This is a genomic window from Leptolyngbya sp. KIOST-1 (assembly GCF_000763385.1).
Lineage (GTDB): Bacteria > Cyanobacteriota > Cyanobacteriia > Phormidesmidales > Phormidesmidaceae > Nodosilinea.
Genome location: NZ_JQFA01000004.1, coordinates 2,022,058 through 2,037,030 on the forward strand (window position 1 = coordinate 2,022,058; position 14,973 = coordinate 2,037,030).

A 14,973-nucleotide genomic window follows, 5' to 3' on the forward strand; every position below is an offset into this window, starting at 1 on the left:
ACCCCCAATCCCATGGCTACCCTCACCGAAACCAAACCCCTGATTCCCCCCTCCACCCACCCCCATGCCGACGTGATCCACCGGCTGGAGGCGGGCGGCTCGATGCTGCCAGATACCCCCGACAACCTGATGCAGATCATCGGCATCTACAAGGCCTACGCGGTGCCAATGGATTTCTACTGGCGCGACCTGCTTTACATTGCCGAGCGGGTGTTTCTCAACCCGGTGCCTGCCTTTAAGTACTTCCTGCCCCAGGAATATCTGGACCTGCCCAACCACTACGCAGGCGACACCGCCGACCTGCGCATCTGGCGCGGCGAGGCCACGGCCCACCCCGAACTGCTGGAGTTTATGGCCAAAGGCGAAACCGGGCGCAAGCTGCCCAAGCTGTTTCTGCACCTGTGGCACGATCGCGTCAACATGGAGTTTGCCGAGGCCTGCATGAAGGCCATGCTCTGGCACCAGGACATGGGCGGTCGGTTCAACGACTACCTGTACACCGAGGAATATAAGCAGGCATGCGATCGCGCCATTGCTGCCTACTTTAAGGGCAACCCGGTGATGCTGGGGCTGCACAAGCTGTTCCCCGAAATGTTCTACGAAAAGTGCCGCGAACTCTCCTACTACTCCAACCTGGGTCTGTTCTGGGAAGTGATGGCCCCGGTCTTCTTTGAGATGAGCGACATCTACGACGAGGGCGGCTTTGCGGGCGTACCCGACGCCATGGACTTTTTGGTCAACGGTATTTTTGCCGTTGCTGGTCGCCCCATCTACCACCACGTCTACGTGGGCGACGAATGCTTTGAGCTGATTCCCAAGTCCTGCGGCTTCACCTGGCTCTACGAGGCGGCCCTGCCCTACGTGGAAGCGGTGTTCTACCGCACCGCCCCCTTCCGGGGCACCAAGTCCTACAACGCCCAGGCGGGCCAGGTACCCGCCGATCAAAACGACTTCCACTACGGCATTCTCTACGCCGATGTGTTTCCCGTCGGCAGCGCAGGCATTCCCCCCACCCTGCTGATGCAGGACATGCTCCACTTTTTGCCTCCCTACCTGCTCGACTACTACCACCAGCACTGCCGGGGCGAAGACGACATGCTGATCCAGCTGGGAATTACCTTCCAGCGATCGATGTACAACGTCACCTCGGCAGTAATCCAGGCCCTGCGTACCGCCCTGCTTTACCCGCTGGATGACCAAAACCCCCGCCACCTGATGGCCAACCGCAAGTTCTTCGAAGCCCAGATGGATCGCTTTGTGCGCCCGGAAGCCCGTCTGCGCGACATCCAGCGGCAGGACTATCGGTAGATGGGTGGATGGGTGGATGGGTGGATGAGTACTTATCTGCATCCACCTGCCTACCCCCCTACTCGCCCACCCATCCACCGGCCTACCCACCCACCCGCCCACCCACCTACCCACCTACCCATCCACCCCTATGCCTACCATCGTCGATATCGCCGTCAACAACGAAGGCTTCTCCACCCTGGTCGCTGCCGTCCAGGCCGCCGGTCTGGTTGAGGCCTTGCAAAGCCCTGGACCGTTTACCGTGTTTGCGCCGAACGATGCCGCCTTTGCCAAGCTGCCCCCCGGCACGGTGCAAACCCTGGTGCAGAACCCGCCCCAGCTGGGCCGGATTCTCAAGTTCCACGTTGTTGCCGGTAAATACACCAGGGATGAGTTGATTCAGATGGGTACGGTGGAATCGCTGGAAGGAGCGCCAATCCCCATTGATGGCACTGATGGGTTTGAGGTGAAAAACGCCACGGTGGTTGCTGCCGATATCGAAGCCGACAACGGCATTATTCACGTGCTGGACAACGTGATTTTGATGGGGTGAATGGACGGCCCAAGGGTGCTGGCTAAGCTATGGCAACTTCGAAGAGATTGTACTCAATCTCAATTGGGGATTTGTCCTGGAGGCCGGGTATGGTTGGCGCAATAATTTCAAGGGTGGATGGCTCCTGAAAGTTGCGCTTTTTGGTCTCAGGGTGGGGGTAGTAGATCCAGCCGTCATAGGAAAACCCCTGAAAGAAAACCCAACATTGCGAGAATGAGAAGTCTTCGGGCGGATGGCGGTTGGTCCATTCAACTTGGCGAAAGGTGAATTCTGGGTTGATCAGCTGAAACCGTTTGGGGGCAATCGAAACGTTGAGCGTTCCCGGAAAGTAGCCCGATAGATCTAAGCCCAAAGCCTTGAAGAAGGGCGTTTGCATTGCGATCGCCCCGGCCGGATAGGGGCTATCGGGAGCAGCCCCAGAGGCTACCTGATGCCCGGGCACTATGATGCCTTTTACCGTTTGCCAAGCGCGATCGTTCATCTGCAAGTTCATTCAGCCTTAGCAGATTGTACCGTTGTGGGAGGGGTGCTGGGGCAGGAGGGGTCCCTTTGAGGCGATCACATGCCCTAGGGGCTGCCCTGGGGTTTTGAGGAACTGCAGCCTAGCTTAATGAGACTGGACATTTGGCACCCACTCAGACCCACCCCAATCATTGCCACAGCGCAAACCACATACAGCAGCGCCATACCCGAACCGGGGTCATTGCCTAACATGCCCAGTAGTCGGCTCAGACTGCCGTCAGGGACCAGTGCTGGCTCTAAGACGCGATCGGCCAGGGGGCCTGCAATTAGCGCCGCCCCGGCACTCACCACCTGCAACACCAGGGAGTTGGCGGCAAACACTCGGCCCTGTTGCGCGGGGGCGATCTGGGTCATCCAGATGGCGGTTTCGGAGCTGCCCAGTAGCGGAAAGTTGAGCGACGAGCAAAACTGGGCCGGTATCCAAATTTGGGGCGATCGCCCCAGGCCAAACACTGCTTTGCTCAGCCCCGCCCCGATGAATCCGGCCAGCATCCCCTGCACTCGGCGCTGGGGGCCACCCCAGAGGCTGAGCAAAATTGCCCCGGCCACCCCACCAAGGCCCGCTGCCGTGGCGGTACTGGCCAGCACCTGGGCGCTGCCGCCGGAGCGAGCCAAAATCATGGGGTCGTAGATGGCACCGCCCAGGTCGTGGAAAAACCAGAACAGGGTGCTAATCAGCAGCAAGGAGCGCAGGCTGGGCTGTCGCCACACTTCGCGAAAGCCAAAGGTGAGCTTGGCCAACAGCGTTTCACTATCGCGGGTGGTAGGGGGTGCGGGCTGGGGAATGGATCGGGACAGGAGGGTGGCGATCGCTACCCCAAAACTCGCCAGATCAATGCTGACAATGCCTAGTAGCCCGATCGTCGGGTAGAGCACCCCAGCCAGAGCAGGGCCAAAAATCGCTGCCCCGTAATGTACCGCCGAGTTCATGCTGTTGACCCGCGTGAGCTGAGCGGGCGGCACCAGACTAGAGATGGAGGTCTGATAGGCCAGACCTTGAATTTGCCCAAAGCCGCCGTTGAGCATGACCGCTACATAGAGATGCCAGATTTGCAGGTTGTCGATGAAGTAAAGCCAGCCAATACCGACGGTAGCGAGCACAGCAACGGTATCCCCTACAACCATGAGTTGCTTACGGTTGAGATGGTCAACAATCAGCCCCGCGAACAGCGTCACGGGAATGCGTGGGGCCTGGGAAAAGAATCCGATCAGGGCCAGGGCGGTGGCCGATCCGGTAATTTCCCATGCCCAAATGGTAAGGGCAAATTCGGTCATGTAGCTGCCGATGGTTGAGACCAGCTGACCGAACCAAATAATTGTAAAAGTACGCACAGACCTAATGTATAGCCCTAATATACTTCGCCTGAATCGCTAGACTTTAAGGATGGAACACAGGCGATAAATTCAGTTTTTAAGACCTCTGGAAACTGTTTCCAGGGAATGGTGCCGCTCTTGCTGTTGAGATAGCGCTCGCTTAGTTGCAGCACGGCCTCGGCAATCTCGCTATGGTTATTGTCTTTGACTAAGACTTTTGCCAGGGCGTAGGTTGGCTTGTCCTCTGCCGCCAACGCAATGGAGCAGGGATGATTGCAAGTCCACAGGCAATCTACGCCGCGTACCTCTAAATCTGACTGGCGCAGCCAGGTTTGGTGCAAGGTTTGGATGCGATCGCACAAAGCAGCACCATCCGCGGGCTGCTCCAGAGGCCGTTGCTCCGATCCATGGCAGGAACGGCAGATGAAAAGGGTGGATTTTGGCATGGTGATTATGACGTAGGGAGTAGGGGCAACAACATCTCAGGCAGCTTTTTCAGTATCAGCTCATCGGTGATCGGGCCTCGGGTAATGCTGCCCCAGAACTGATAGTCACGCTGGCGGCGGATCTTCTACCAAATAGGTGAACAAGTCGTCGATTACACCATCGGCGGCCAGGGGATTGCCGCCTCTCCAGGTAGGATAGTTGACCGGGTAAACCCGATCGTTTTGAACGGCTCTTAGCCTCTGCCACAGCGGGTTTTGTTTGAGTTGGGTGATGGTTTGGGCCGCTTCGGCACCATCGGCGGCGACAAATAGAACATCGCCGTCAATATCCATCAGCCGTTCCTCAGACAATTTCACAAGGCCACCATCAACCGGCACGGCCTGAGACGATGGTCGACGCAGGCCTGCATCAGCCAGAATGCTGCCATTGAAAGAATTTTTTAAGTCCAAGTCAATCGTGCCACAGCAGGTGTGGACAAAGGAGACCTCTGGGTTTTGCTGGTTCTTTCTAGGGCCGTTTTTAACGACTCAATGCGCTGAGCATAACGACTCCAAACCTGCTGGGCTAAATCCGTTTTTCCTAACACATTAGCGACAAAGTCAAAGTGACTTCGCCAGGAAGGATACCCATCCCAATCATCGGCTACGGTGGGAGCAATCTGCGACAGTTGGCTATAAATAGCCTCGGTAGAGTACTTAATGCCGATGATCAGATCGGGTTTTAAGGCCACAATCTTTTCAAGACTGGGTTGTTCTTCTTTGCCCAAGGTTTGAATGGAGCCTAGATGCTCCGCCAGGTAAGGTGGCGGTTCGTCAAAATAGACGATGGTGGCGATGGGTTGCACCCCCAGGGCGATCGCATCCCCCAGGCTAGGCACGCTCAAGGTAATCACCCGCTGCGGCTGATTGGGCACACAGGTTTCCCCCAGAGCATGGCGAACCATCCGACAGGTGGATGTCTCGGTGGTTGATGGTGTCGCAGGCGGTGGATTGCCTGAGCCAGTACAGCTCTGGATCAGGGCTACCATCAAAACTCCGCCCCAAAACAACTGAATCCGTCGCCACCAAGATTTACAAAACATGAGCTTTACGTCATCCATTCAACAGGCTTAAAACGACCAAGAAACCGTGCCCCTGAGGGTGAAAGGTGCACCGTAGAAAACACGCAGAGGGCTTTCGGCGGCTTCAAAATAGGTAATATCAAACAGGTTTTCAAAGTTTAGCCCAGCCCGAAAATTATCTCGCCTGTAGAACACCGAGGCATCGGTGCGGGTATAGCCGGGTACCTGGAAGGAATTGTCTAGATCACCCTGGCGATCGCCCACGTAAAACAGCCCCAATCCAAAGCCCAAACCCTGGAGCGGCCCTTCCTGAACTTCATAGGTTGTCCACAGGCTCGCGGCATGTTCTGGCACATTGTTGAGACGATTGCCCACGGTCAAGGTGTTATCTGCCGTTATTTGGGCATCGGTGTAGGCATAGCCCGCTACAATGTTCCACCCCGGTAAAATTTCACCCGTAGCCGTAAGTTCAACCCCGCGACTTCTCTGTTCACCGGTCTGCACCGAGAAGTTGGGGTTGATCGGGTCTTCGGTTAACACATTCGTTCGCGTAATTTGGTAAAAAGCCAGGGTGGTCGAGAGTCGATTGTCGAGCCAGTCAGATTTGATGCCGACTTCGTACTGATTGCCTCGCTCGGGTTCAAAGAGAGTATTGTCAAAGGCTGTGCCCACACTCTGCAAGAACGAGCGGCTGTAGCTGGCGTAGAGCGCATGCTCGTCGCTAGGCTGATATACCAATCCCAGTCGAGGACTAAACGCCGTATCATCCTGAAAATCCTGTGAACCATCGGCGAAAAGCGACTGTTGGCTCACCAGGTCAAACCGCCCACCCAGCAACAGTTTCAGCTGGGGCAGCAGGTCGATTTGATCTTGAACATAAACCCCTACCGAATTAGTAATAAAAGGTTCTCTTGGGAAGCTAGCCAAGAGCTGCGGTTGAGCTACCCCGTAGACTGGATTGAAAATGTCAATGGGAGAAAGGCTAAATTCTTGACCACCGCTTGCGTAGATATCGCGATTGACATCAAAGCCGAGTAAGAGTTGGTGAGAAATACTGCCTGTTTGTACCCTACCCGTCAGGCTGGTATCAAAGGAGTAGTTATCTTGAGATTGGTCGCCAGCGGTGAAAAGCCCCCGCTCTAGAGTGCGCTGATCAGCAAGCAGATTTAGAGGGAAAAGTGAATTTTGAGGAGTCCGCTGAAAACTGGCCCGAAACGAATTTTGTAGCTGCCAGTCGGGGTTGATCTGGTGGTCGAGGGTGTACCCCAGCCGCAGCACATAGCGATCGTTTTTGTCTATGTCATCATCGGGTTCGCCGATAAAGCGACTGCGGGGCAGCTGCCCATTGATGTTGGGCAGAACGGTACCTACGGCAGGTAGCCCGCGATCGTTGGGTTGTTCAGAAATGGTGTACTCACCTTCAAAATTGATCTGAGTATTGGGGCCAACCTGCCAACTGACCACCGGGGCAATGACATAATTTCTGCGCTCAAAAAAGTCAATGAATGTGCCTGAACTAGACGCGCCTGCGGTGAGCCTATAGAGCAAGGTTTCTGACTGATTGAGCGGGCCGGCAAAGTCGATGGAGCCGCCGTAGGTGTCGAAGTTGCCAACAGTTCCCTCCACAATATAGTGGGGGGTCGCCAGTGGCTTTTTGGTGACAATGTTGACGGTGCCGCCGGGCGCACCCTGGCTAAATAAGGCCCCGGCAGGGCCGCGCAACACCTCAATGCGTTCAATGTTGGGAATCGCGATGCGGGAGGTAACGTTAGTGTCATCGCGCAGCCCGTTGCGCAAGATGTTCCTACCCGAAAAACCGCGAATGACGTAGCCCTCAAAGGCCGACTGGGAGGAATTGTCGGGGGTAACACCCACCACCGTGCGGAGGGCCTCATTGACGCTTTGCACCTGCCGATCTTGCAGCAGCTCCTGGGGCACGACCTGAACCGAAAAGGGGAGATCCCGCAGGGGGGTATCGGTTCTGCTGCCCACCGCCGCGTTGGGGACACGGTAGGCCTGTTCCCCCTGGCCCGTGACTCCAATTTGAATGGCTTCTTCAGCACTGCCCGCCTGCTCTACCCCTGGCAGCACGCTCAAGACCAGGTTGCCTGAGGCTGTGTTGGCCTGGGCGGTAGGTGGGCCATCGGTGCCGGTGATGGCCAGGCGTACGCCACCGTCGGGCAAGCCCGTGACTTGCACCAGGGCAATGCCCTCAGCGGGGGCAAACTGCTCGGCGGCACTCTGGTCAGCTAACTCCAGCACCGCATTGGGGATGTCGGTAATCAGCGCATTGCCCTCGGTGCGGGAGGTGCCGATCGCCAAGGGGCGATCGCTGACCAGTTCAATCCTCAACCCCTCAGGAGCATCTGTGATTTGCACGTCGGTAATCACCGCTGCGGCACTGGCCTCCCCCTGGGCGAGCCACTCCTCTACGGTGAGTGCCGCTGGGCTGGGCTCCCCCACAACCCCCTCCGATGCTGGGGATTCTGCTGCTCCCCCAGGCGCGGCTATACCGGCCAGCAAACCCACCACAAATAGCCCAAGACCTAAGTTTGAAGTCATCATTCCTACACCACAGCAAGCCATCAGGTTCGTCACCCCTGCGATTAAACGAGAAGTGTTCTCAATTAGACGGCTTTTAGCGTATTGGGTTTGGGGGCAGCTTTTCTCTGCGTCCCGGACTTTTTTCTCTTCGAGGGGGACTTTTTGGGTTTCGGGTTTTGGGTTCAAGGTTTACGGTTCTACCTTGCACCGTTGACCTTGCACCGTAAACCCTCTTCACCCGACACCCGATATCTAACCCCTAATCCCCCCTACGCCCCAAACCTCTGTCCCATCTGATACACCTTGGGCGTAACTCCAAACCGACGGCGAAAGGCCCCGCTAAAAGCCGTAGGGCTGGCGTAGCCCACCGCCGCCGCCACCGCCGCCACCGATCGCTGCTGGCCCAACAGCTGGCAAGCTTTTTCCATGCGCTGCTGGGTGAGATAGCCAAAGACGGTGGTGTCGAACACCTGGCGAAACCCCTCTTTGAGCTTGCGATCGTTGAGGCCCACCTGCCGCGCCAGATCAATTAGAGAAGGGGGCGCTTGCAGGTCACTTTGCAGAATTTGCCGCGCCTGGTGGATACGGTCTAGATCGTCTCGCTGGAGGATGGGCTTAGCGGCGGTGCCGTCGTCTATGGCGTCTAGAAAGAGGGCGATCAGCTCCAGGGATTTAGCCTCCAGGTAGAGGGTTTGGGTCAGCCCCTGGTAAGGGCACTGGAGAATCTGCCAGAGGGCCGTCTGCATCTCGGGGGCGATCGCAATCGACTCAATCAGGGGCAAATCGCACTCCCCCGCCAGGATTTTTTGCAGCGTTTTGGGCAGTTTGGGGCTGTGACTTTCAAGCAACGCCCTCATCAGGGGCGGATCGAGATGGATGTCCACCGCTAAATAGTCCTGTTTGGCAAATTCGCGCCAGCGGCTGTCTTGCCCCTCGGGGCCAAGTAGGTGGGCGCGGCGATCGCCGAACACAGCGCTTTCGTTGTACTGGAGCTGGGTTGTGAGGCTAAAGACAAACTCGAAACAGTCCCCCTGTTCTGCTGAACAGACCTGCACTAGATCGCTGTGTAGGTGGTAGCGGTGCAGGGTTAGATCTATGCCACTGGGCAGATCGATATCGCGCTTGTAGCCCGTCCCGAGCCAGTCGGGATAGATCAGCGTTTGATCGCATCGGTTGGCCACAAGCTCTGGCTGAGTACTCTGCCCATGCTCCCGCAGCAGCTGGCGCAGTTCACCATCCTGAAAGGTGATCGTCACGGGTCGGTGGCCCTCCTACGGGCTGTAGGTTAATAAGACTAATTCTCGATCGCCTGGCCGATAGGCAGGCACAGCGGCGTGCCAGAAACGGGGTCGGTGATGATGCGACTCCTGAGGGCAAATACCTGCTCAACCATTGCCTCGGTTACAACTGCGGCGGGTTTTCCCTGGGCGATCACCTGCCCGTCGCGCAGCGCAATTAAATGGTGGCTATAGCGACAGGCCATATTCAAGTCGTGGAGCACCATGATGATGGTGCGCTTGGCTTGGCGGTTGAGCTGGTAGAGCAAGTCCAGCACCTCGATCTGGTGGGCCAGATCCAGATAGGTGGTGGGCTCGTCGAGCAGCAGAGTTTCGGTATCTTGGGCCAGGGCCATGGCGATCCAGGCGCGCTGGCGCTGACCGCCGGAGAGGGTGTCGAGGGGGCGGTTGGCAAACTCGTGCAGGTGGGTGGTGGCAATCGCCTCCTCCACCTTCAGCTCATCATCCTTTGACCACTGTTGCAGCCAGCTCTGGTGGGGGTAGCGGCCCTGTGCCACCAGCTCGCGCACCGTTAATCCTTCGGGCGCGGCGGGGCTCTGGGGTAAAATGCCCAGGCGCTTGGCCAGGTCTTTGGTGGGCAGGTGGGCAATAGCATCGCCATCCAAATACACCGTGCCCCCCTGGGGCTTGAGCAACCGGGCCAGCCCCCGCAGCAGGGTCGATTTGCCGCAGCCGTTGGGGCCTACCAGGGTAGTGATCTGCCCCTGGGGAATGGCCAGGTCAAGCCCCTGGATGATCATGTTGCCGTCGTAGGCCAGGGTGAGCTTGCGGGTGGTGAGGGCGATTGGGGTGGCAACATCAAGCATAGCTGCTAGGACTGATTTCTAATAAGGCTAGGTGTTATTGTAGGCGATCACGCGGGGAATAACGGAACCAGAGCCGCTACAGTTCAAAAGTCTTTCACTTGTTAGATGTCAAAAGCCAGAACCTGGCCTGTATTAAAGAAGGTAACTCAGGCTACCGCCAAGCCTAACCCTCAGATTTACAGAACCACAGATTCAATCGAATGGTCTTGTTATGCCTTCAGAAAAGCCCTTCAAACGCCTGAGAAGCTATGTCTTTCCGCTGGCCACGTTGCTGGGGCTGATTTATTTGCTACTGGTTGTCTTTGGGGTCATTGATTCAGACAGTAAGCGGTTGGAGTATACCGAAGTCGCTATTTTTATAATTATTTTGCTAATCAACTCTGACTTAACAGAACGGCTGACAAAAATACGGATGGGGAGTGAAGGAATAGCCGTCAAGCTAGAGGAGTTAGAAAAGCATCAGGGAGAATTAGACCACATTCAGCAAATTCAAGACCAGGAAATCAAGGATTTGGGCGGACTACTGGTCAAAGACCTGTTGAATGAGCAGGAGCAAGAGCTGTTAAAATCTTTGGCTGCTAAGCAAAGCTATGGCTATACGGAGAAATTGTCCATTAGCGACGATTTGCGTCTATTGAGCGACCGTGATTTGATCGAAAGCCACTCGGGAGATGCCTTAAGCATTGAGGATCTGCCCGACTCTACAAACGATCTGAGCCAGTTTGTCCAGGTCACTGAGTTGGGTTACGCTTGCCTGAAACTCATACAAAAGACCTCCCCTGACGATCGGCTTGATCACCTCGACCTCGATAAAAAATAGATCATCTGTAAACGGCGATCCTGTCAATTTATGGGTTGGACCCACCCCTGCCCTTGTCACGAGGGGATGGTGGGCAAAGACCCTACTGGGAGGGGTGCCCGCAGGGCGAGGGGCAACCTCGCGATCGCCCAACCTAGCACCCCTTGACGCCTTGACAGAAATCCAGCACTATTGCAAGTTGATTTCAATAAAAGTCGTTCCTCCCCGCCATAAGTCTTGACCTGACCAATCGCGACCTTGAGCTGCTTTGGACTGAGGCTGAATACCACTGCCCACCGGCCACCTCCATCGATCGCCTGGAGACGATTCGCACCATGCCGCCGCAGTTGGGCCAGGGCTATCACCGCGACATCGGCTTGTGCCCCGGCCTAGAGCTGTCGATTTTCCATGAGACATACCACACAGACTTTACCTATTGCGGTAAAGAGAATCTCCACCCGGTGCAGTTTATGGTGCATCTGTCTGGGGTGGTCGACAGCGGCAGCTTTCTCTACCAAGATGCGACCCAGGGCTACATTGGCGGCAGCGGCATTCAACCGGCGGTGACTAACCTGCATCGGGCCAACCAGCCCGAGGTCGGCGTCGATATTCATTTAAAGCCCCATTTCTTCAAACAGCTTTTTGCCACTCCCGCTGGCGATCTGCCCCCCGCGCTGCAGCCCCTGGTCAAGGGCGACGATTGGCAGCAGGTGTTTTCGCCCAAAACGGCGGAAGCCATGCGATCGGTGGTGCGGCGGCACTGGTCTGTTAAGAGGAGATACACCGAAACCCTCTTATACAAAGGATTTCTTGAGTTGATAAGGGTCTAGAGCAGAGCCCCATCGCCATAGCTGGAGTGGTGCGTTTCCTTAACCCCCAGTGCGATCTGACCCAGTTGTGAATGATCCGCTGAGTATCCAGAGTTCGTTGCAATGCCGCCCGTGTTTTGGCGTCCAAGTTTTGACGCCAACGATAGGCGCTGCACCGCCGCCTCAGAGCGGCATTCTGAGCCTCATTATGATTGGCATGCACCTCTGACATGGGACTAATGGCCGTAAAGGGATGCTCCGTCTTGAGCCAGACGACGCGCCGTTGACCTTGAGACCCCTTGATTTTCATCGCCACTTCCAAGCCTTCTCACCAGACTTTTCGAGTGCAATAACCGCTTGGACAATCGCGGAGTGCTAGATAGACACTGGCTAGGTCCCATAATGCTTTGCCATAGCGCCGCTCACCGTCAGTGAACCACCGAACGTAAGGGCAGGCTTGAGCCCACCGCCAAGCTTGTTGGGTGCCTCGTTGAAACAGGATGGCATCCTTGTGCCCGGCCTGAGCTGCTACCCAATAGCGACTGCTACGTTCAATAAAATGAATCGTCCATCCTTCAGACTTCTCGGGGGGGAAGGTTCTCGCCGACACGAGTGTACACTTCGTCGCCTTCTAGCGTGACCTCACGACCCTCAGGCGCAGGGGGTGACCAAGCGTCCACCTGATTGGCGAGACGTTGTTCCCAGCGCAGAAGCGTAGAGTGGGACTTCCCAAAGGACCGTGCTGTCGCTCGCACTCCCATTCCTTCGCTACGAACATTGAGAGCAAAGGCCACGACTGAGCTGGGGGCTCATAATCGAGCCATGGGGGTGCCGGTCCGTTCATTGAATTGTTTGCCACAATCTCGACAGCGATACCGCTGCATAAGAGTACCGTCTAAACGGGGCTCTCGCCCGTTTTTGCTAACCTGTTGGCTCTGACAGTGAGGACAATCCATCGCGTGATCTCGTTGCACTGCCAGTATTCTAGCTCTCATCGATTAACAGACCAGTGCCTTCTCAAAGACCCACCGATTCTGATTCTCGATGAGGCGACCTCAGCGGTGGATAACGAGACGGAAGTCGCGATTCAGCGATCCTTAGCGAAGATTACCCAGGGGAGGACGACGATCGCGTTGGCGAAGCCTCTCTGCAAGAGAATCGCCCATCGCCTCTCCACCATTCGCCAGGCCGACGGCATCTATGTGATGGATCGGGGGGCGATCGTGGAGCACGGTACCCACGACGAGTTGCTGACCCTGGAAGGAATCTACACGTGCCTGGTCAGAGTAAACGCATACTCGCCGAATAGGGATGGATAAGTTTGACGTAGTTGACATTTCCCATTGGCGGTGTTCCCCGCTCCGTAAAACGCTGGACCCTTAAAGGCCAGCGCCTGGCTACTATGCCTCGGCTGACTGCCCCCTTCAGCGCTTGTTGCCAAACGCGCCCACCGGCCCATGACTAAGGAGGCGATCGCCCTTCCGAGCCATCGCCTCCTTTTCAACAATCTATGAGCTAGACCGTTAGCCCAGCAGCGCCTTGGCCCGGTTGACCACGTTCTCAACGGTGAAGCCAAACTTCTCCATCACCAGGCCACCGGGGGCAGAGGCCCCAAAGCGGTCAACGCCAACGACGTCGCCTTCGGCCCCGACGTAGCGGCACCAGCCCATGGTGATACCCGCTTCTACCGCCAGGCGCTTAGTCACCGCCTTGGGCAGCACCGACTCCTGGTAGGCGGCCTCCTGGGCATCAAATAGCTCCCAGGAGGGCATGGAGACCACCCGCACCTTGGTGCCCGCAGACCGCAGTTCCTTAGCCGCATCCACGCAGAGGCTGACCTCGCTGCCGGTGCCGATCAAAATCAGGTCGGGGGTGCCGTCGCAGTCGTCGACAATGTAGGCACCCTTGGCCACGCCTTCGATCGAAGAGCCGGGCAGGTTGGGCAGGTTTTGACGGCTGAAGGCCATCAGCGTCGGGGTCTTGCGGTGCTCGACGGCAATCTTGTAAGCGCCCGAAGTTTCGGTGCCATCGGCGGGGCGAATCACGATCAGGTTGGGGATGGCCCGCAGGGAGGCGATGGTCTCCACCGGCTGGTGGGTGGGGCCGTCTTCGCCCAGACCGATGGAGTCGTGGGTCATGACGTAGATGACGCCTGCCTGGGAGAGAGCCGAGAGGCGAATGGCCGCCCGCATGTAGTCGGCAAACACCAGGAAGGTGGCACAGTAGGGAATCAGGCCCGAGTTGTGCAGAGCGATGCCGTTGCAGATCGCCCCCATGCCGTGCTCGCGGACGCCGAAGCGCAGGTTGCGGTTTTCGTAGGCCCCCTTCTGGAAGCTGCCGGAGATCTTCAGCTCCGTCAGGTTGGAGTGGGTGAGGTCGGCGGAACCGCCAATCAGCTCAGGGATAGCCGGAGCCAGGGCGTTGAGGGTGATCTCAGAGTTTTTGCGGGTGGCCAGGGCCTTGTCTTCGGGGGTGTAGGTGGGCAGCGCGTCGGCCCAGCCTTCCGGTAGTTTGCCGGAGAGCATACGCTCAAACTCGGCGGCCTCAGTAGCGTACTGGCTGCGGTAGGTGGCCAGGGTTTCTTCCCACTCGGCCTCAAGGCTAGCGCCGCGCTCGACGGCTTTGCGCATGTGGCTGAGGGCGTCTTCGGGAACTTCAAAGTCGCCGTGGCTCCAGCCCAGGTTTTCGCGGGTGAGCTTGATTTCGTCGCCGCCCAGGGCCGCGCCGTGGACACCAGCGGTGTTTTGCTTGTTGGGGGAGCCGTAGCCGATGGTGGTGGTGACTTTGATCATCGAGGGGCGATCGGTGACGGCCTTGGCCGCCTCGATCGCCTTGGCGATCGCATCTAGATCGGTGTTGCCGTTCTCCACGTGCTGCACGTGCCAGCCGTAGGCCTCAAACCGCTTAGCCACATCTTCGGTGAAGGCGATGTCGGTGGAGCCGTCGATGGAGATGTGGTTGTCGTCGTAGAGGGCGATCAGCTTGCCCAGGCCCAGGTGCCCGGCCAGGGAGCAGGCCTCACCGGAGACCCCCTCCATGTTGCAGCCGTCGCCCAGAATTACGTAGGTGTAGTGGTCAACCAGGGTGGCGTCGGGTTTGTTGAACTTGGCCGCCAGGTGCGCCTCGGCCATGGCCAGACCGACGGCGTTGGCAATGCCCTGCCCCAGGGGACCAGTGGTGACTTCCACACCGAGGGTTTCAAAGTTTTCGGGGTGGCCGGGAGTGCGGGCGCCCCACTGGCGGAACTGCTTGATGTCGTCCAGCGTCACGCTATCGTAGCCGGTCAGGTACAGCAGTGCGTACTGCAGCATGCAGCCGTGGCCCGCCGACAGCACAAAGCGATCGCGGTTAAACCACTGGGGATTCTTGGGGTTAAACCGCATGAACTTATCCCACAGCACGTAGGCCATGGGGGCAGCGCCCATGGGCAGACCGGGGTGGCCAGACTTGGCCTTTTCCACCGCATCAATCGCTAGAAAGCGAATGGAATTGATGCAGAGTTCTTCCAGGGATTGGGTTGCAACAGCCATAGGT

At 57.4% G+C, this 14,973-nt stretch carries 14 protein-coding genes and 1 pseudogene; 5 read left to right on the plus strand and 10 right to left on the minus strand.

Translation table 11 applies throughout. The features are described from left to right. The first annotated feature begins 12 nt into the window (after window positions 1-12). Both NF78_RS25820 and NF78_RS25825 read left to right on the plus strand, forming a co-directional pair. Entirely contained in the window at window positions 13-1,308 is a 1,296-nt protein-coding gene (locus NF78_RS25820; protein WP_035992967.1) for a CO2 hydration protein, read from the plus strand. A 130-nt stretch (window positions 1,309-1,438) separates the two neighbouring features. Next, window positions 1,439-1,840: a fasciclin domain-containing protein gene (locus NF78_RS25825; protein WP_035992969.1), complete on the plus strand. Its 402-nt coding sequence runs from the start codon at window positions 1,439-1,441 to the stop codon at window positions 1,838-1,840. A 22-nt stretch (window positions 1,841-1,862) separates the two neighbouring features. Here the strand turns inward: NF78_RS25825 and NF78_RS25830 are convergent, their stop codons facing one another. The 8 genes from NF78_RS25830 to NF78_RS25860 form a co-directional block, all read right to left on the minus strand. Then, the gene (locus tag NF78_RS25830; protein WP_035994166.1) at window positions 1,863-2,321 is read right to left on the minus strand and encodes a hypothetical protein; all 459 of its coding nucleotides are present in this window, start codon (window positions 2,319-2,321) and stop codon (window positions 1,863-1,865) included. A gap of 86 nt (window positions 2,322-2,407) precedes the next feature. Beyond that, the gene (locus NF78_RS25835) at window positions 2,408-3,694 is read right to left on the minus strand and encodes an MFS transporter (protein ID WP_035992973.1); all 1,287 of its coding nucleotides are present in this window, start codon (window positions 3,692-3,694) and stop codon (window positions 2,408-2,410) included. A gap of 17 nt (window positions 3,695-3,711) precedes the next feature. Beyond that, window positions 3,712-4,122 (minus strand): DUF1636 family protein, encoded by a 411-nt coding sequence (locus NF78_RS25840; protein WP_035992976.1) that lies wholly within the window; start codon window positions 4,120-4,122, stop codon window positions 3,712-3,714. A gap of 105 nt (window positions 4,123-4,227) precedes the next feature. Beyond that, complete coding sequence (locus NF78_RS33145; protein ID WP_197064972.1) at window positions 4,228-4,572, minus strand: ABC transporter substrate-binding protein; 345 nt, start codon at window positions 4,570-4,572, stop codon at window positions 4,228-4,230. Then, window positions 4,563-5,066 (minus strand): ABC transporter substrate-binding protein, encoded by a 504-nt coding sequence (locus NF78_RS33150; RefSeq protein WP_197064973.1) that lies wholly within the window; start codon window positions 5,064-5,066, stop codon window positions 4,563-4,565. The genes NF78_RS33145 and NF78_RS33150 overlap by 10 nt, the downstream gene beginning before the upstream one ends. 165 nt (window positions 5,067-5,231) lie before the next feature. Then, window positions 5,232-7,745, minus strand: coding sequence for a TonB-dependent siderophore receptor (locus NF78_RS25850; protein ID WP_035994168.1), 2,514 nt, complete (start codon window positions 7,743-7,745; stop codon window positions 5,232-5,234). A 251-nt stretch (window positions 7,746-7,996) separates the two neighbouring features. Then, window positions 7,997-8,983 carry a helix-turn-helix transcriptional regulator gene (locus NF78_RS25855; RefSeq protein WP_052050966.1) on the minus strand — a complete coding sequence of 329 codons (987 nt, stop codon included), beginning with the start codon at window positions 8,981-8,983 and terminating at the stop codon, window positions 7,997-7,999. A 38-nt stretch (window positions 8,984-9,021) separates the two neighbouring features. Next, the gene (locus NF78_RS25860; RefSeq protein ID WP_035992978.1) at window positions 9,022-9,831 is read right to left on the minus strand and encodes an ABC transporter ATP-binding protein; all 810 of its coding nucleotides are present in this window, start codon (window positions 9,829-9,831) and stop codon (window positions 9,022-9,024) included. Window positions 9,832-10,042: 211 nt separating this feature from the next. Between NF78_RS25860 and NF78_RS25865 the strand changes: the two genes are divergently transcribed. Further along, window positions 10,043-10,651 carry a hypothetical protein gene (locus NF78_RS25865; protein WP_035992981.1) on the plus strand — a complete coding sequence of 203 codons (609 nt, stop codon included), beginning with the start codon at window positions 10,043-10,045 and terminating at the stop codon, window positions 10,649-10,651. A gap of 314 nt (window positions 10,652-10,965) precedes the next feature. Further along, the gene (locus tag NF78_RS25870) at window positions 10,966-11,460 is read left to right on the plus strand and encodes a hypothetical protein (protein ID WP_052050967.1); all 495 of its coding nucleotides are present in this window, start codon (window positions 10,966-10,968) and stop codon (window positions 11,458-11,460) included. Here NF78_RS25870 and NF78_RS30570 read toward each other — a convergent pair. Further along, window positions 11,399-12,395: pseudogene (locus NF78_RS30570) on the minus strand (transposase). The gene NF78_RS25870 and the pseudogene NF78_RS30570 overlap by 62 nt on opposite strands. 177 nt (window positions 12,396-12,572) lie before the next feature. Here NF78_RS30570 and NF78_RS33275 point away from each other — a divergent pair. Continuing rightward, complete coding sequence (locus tag NF78_RS33275; protein ID WP_318655511.1) at window positions 12,573-12,758, plus strand: hypothetical protein; 186 nt, start codon at window positions 12,573-12,575, stop codon at window positions 12,756-12,758. A gap of 204 nt (window positions 12,759-12,962) precedes the next feature. On the opposite strand, the gene tkt is transcribed toward NF78_RS33275, so the two are convergent. Continuing rightward, complete coding sequence (tkt, locus tag NF78_RS25880; protein WP_035992986.1) at window positions 12,963-14,969, minus strand: transketolase; 2,007 nt, start codon at window positions 14,967-14,969, stop codon at window positions 12,963-12,965. Between the last annotated feature and the right edge of the window lie 4 nt (window positions 14,970-14,973).

Bases quoted from the DNA above. Each gene is read 5' to 3' on its own strand.
- NF78_RS25850 (WP_035994168.1), bottom strand. From the start codon at position 7,745: ATGACTTCAAACTTAGGTCTTGGGCTATTTGTGGTGGGTTTGCTGGCC.
- NF78_RS25860 (WP_035992978.1), bottom strand. From the start codon at position 9,831: ATGCTTGATGTTGCCACCCCAATCGCCCTCACCACCCGCAAGCTCACC.
- NF78_RS33150 (WP_197064973.1), bottom strand. From the start codon at position 5,066: ATGGTTCGCCATGCTCTGGGGGAAACCTGTGTGCCCAATCAGCCGCAG.
- NF78_RS25820 (WP_035992967.1), top strand. From the start codon at position 13: ATGGCTACCCTCACCGAAACCAAACCCCTGATTCCCCCCTCCACCCAC.
- NF78_RS25870 (WP_052050967.1), top strand. From the start codon at position 10,966: ATGCCGCCGCAGTTGGGCCAGGGCTATCACCGCGACATCGGCTTGTGC.
- tkt (WP_035992986.1), bottom strand. From the start codon at position 14,969: ATGGCTGTTGCAACCCAATCCCTGGAAGAACTCTGCATCAATTCCATT.
- NF78_RS25840 (WP_035992976.1), bottom strand. From the start codon at position 4,122: ATGCCAAAATCCACCCTTTTCATCTGCCGTTCCTGCCATGGATCGGAG.
- NF78_RS25825 (WP_035992969.1), top strand. From the start codon at position 1,439: ATGCCTACCATCGTCGATATCGCCGTCAACAACGAAGGCTTCTCCACC.
- NF78_RS25830 (WP_035994166.1), bottom strand. From the start codon at position 2,321: ATGAACGATCGCGCTTGGCAAACGGTAAAAGGCATCATAGTGCCCGGG.
- NF78_RS25865 (WP_035992981.1), top strand. From the start codon at position 10,043: ATGCCTTCAGAAAAGCCCTTCAAACGCCTGAGAAGCTATGTCTTTCCG.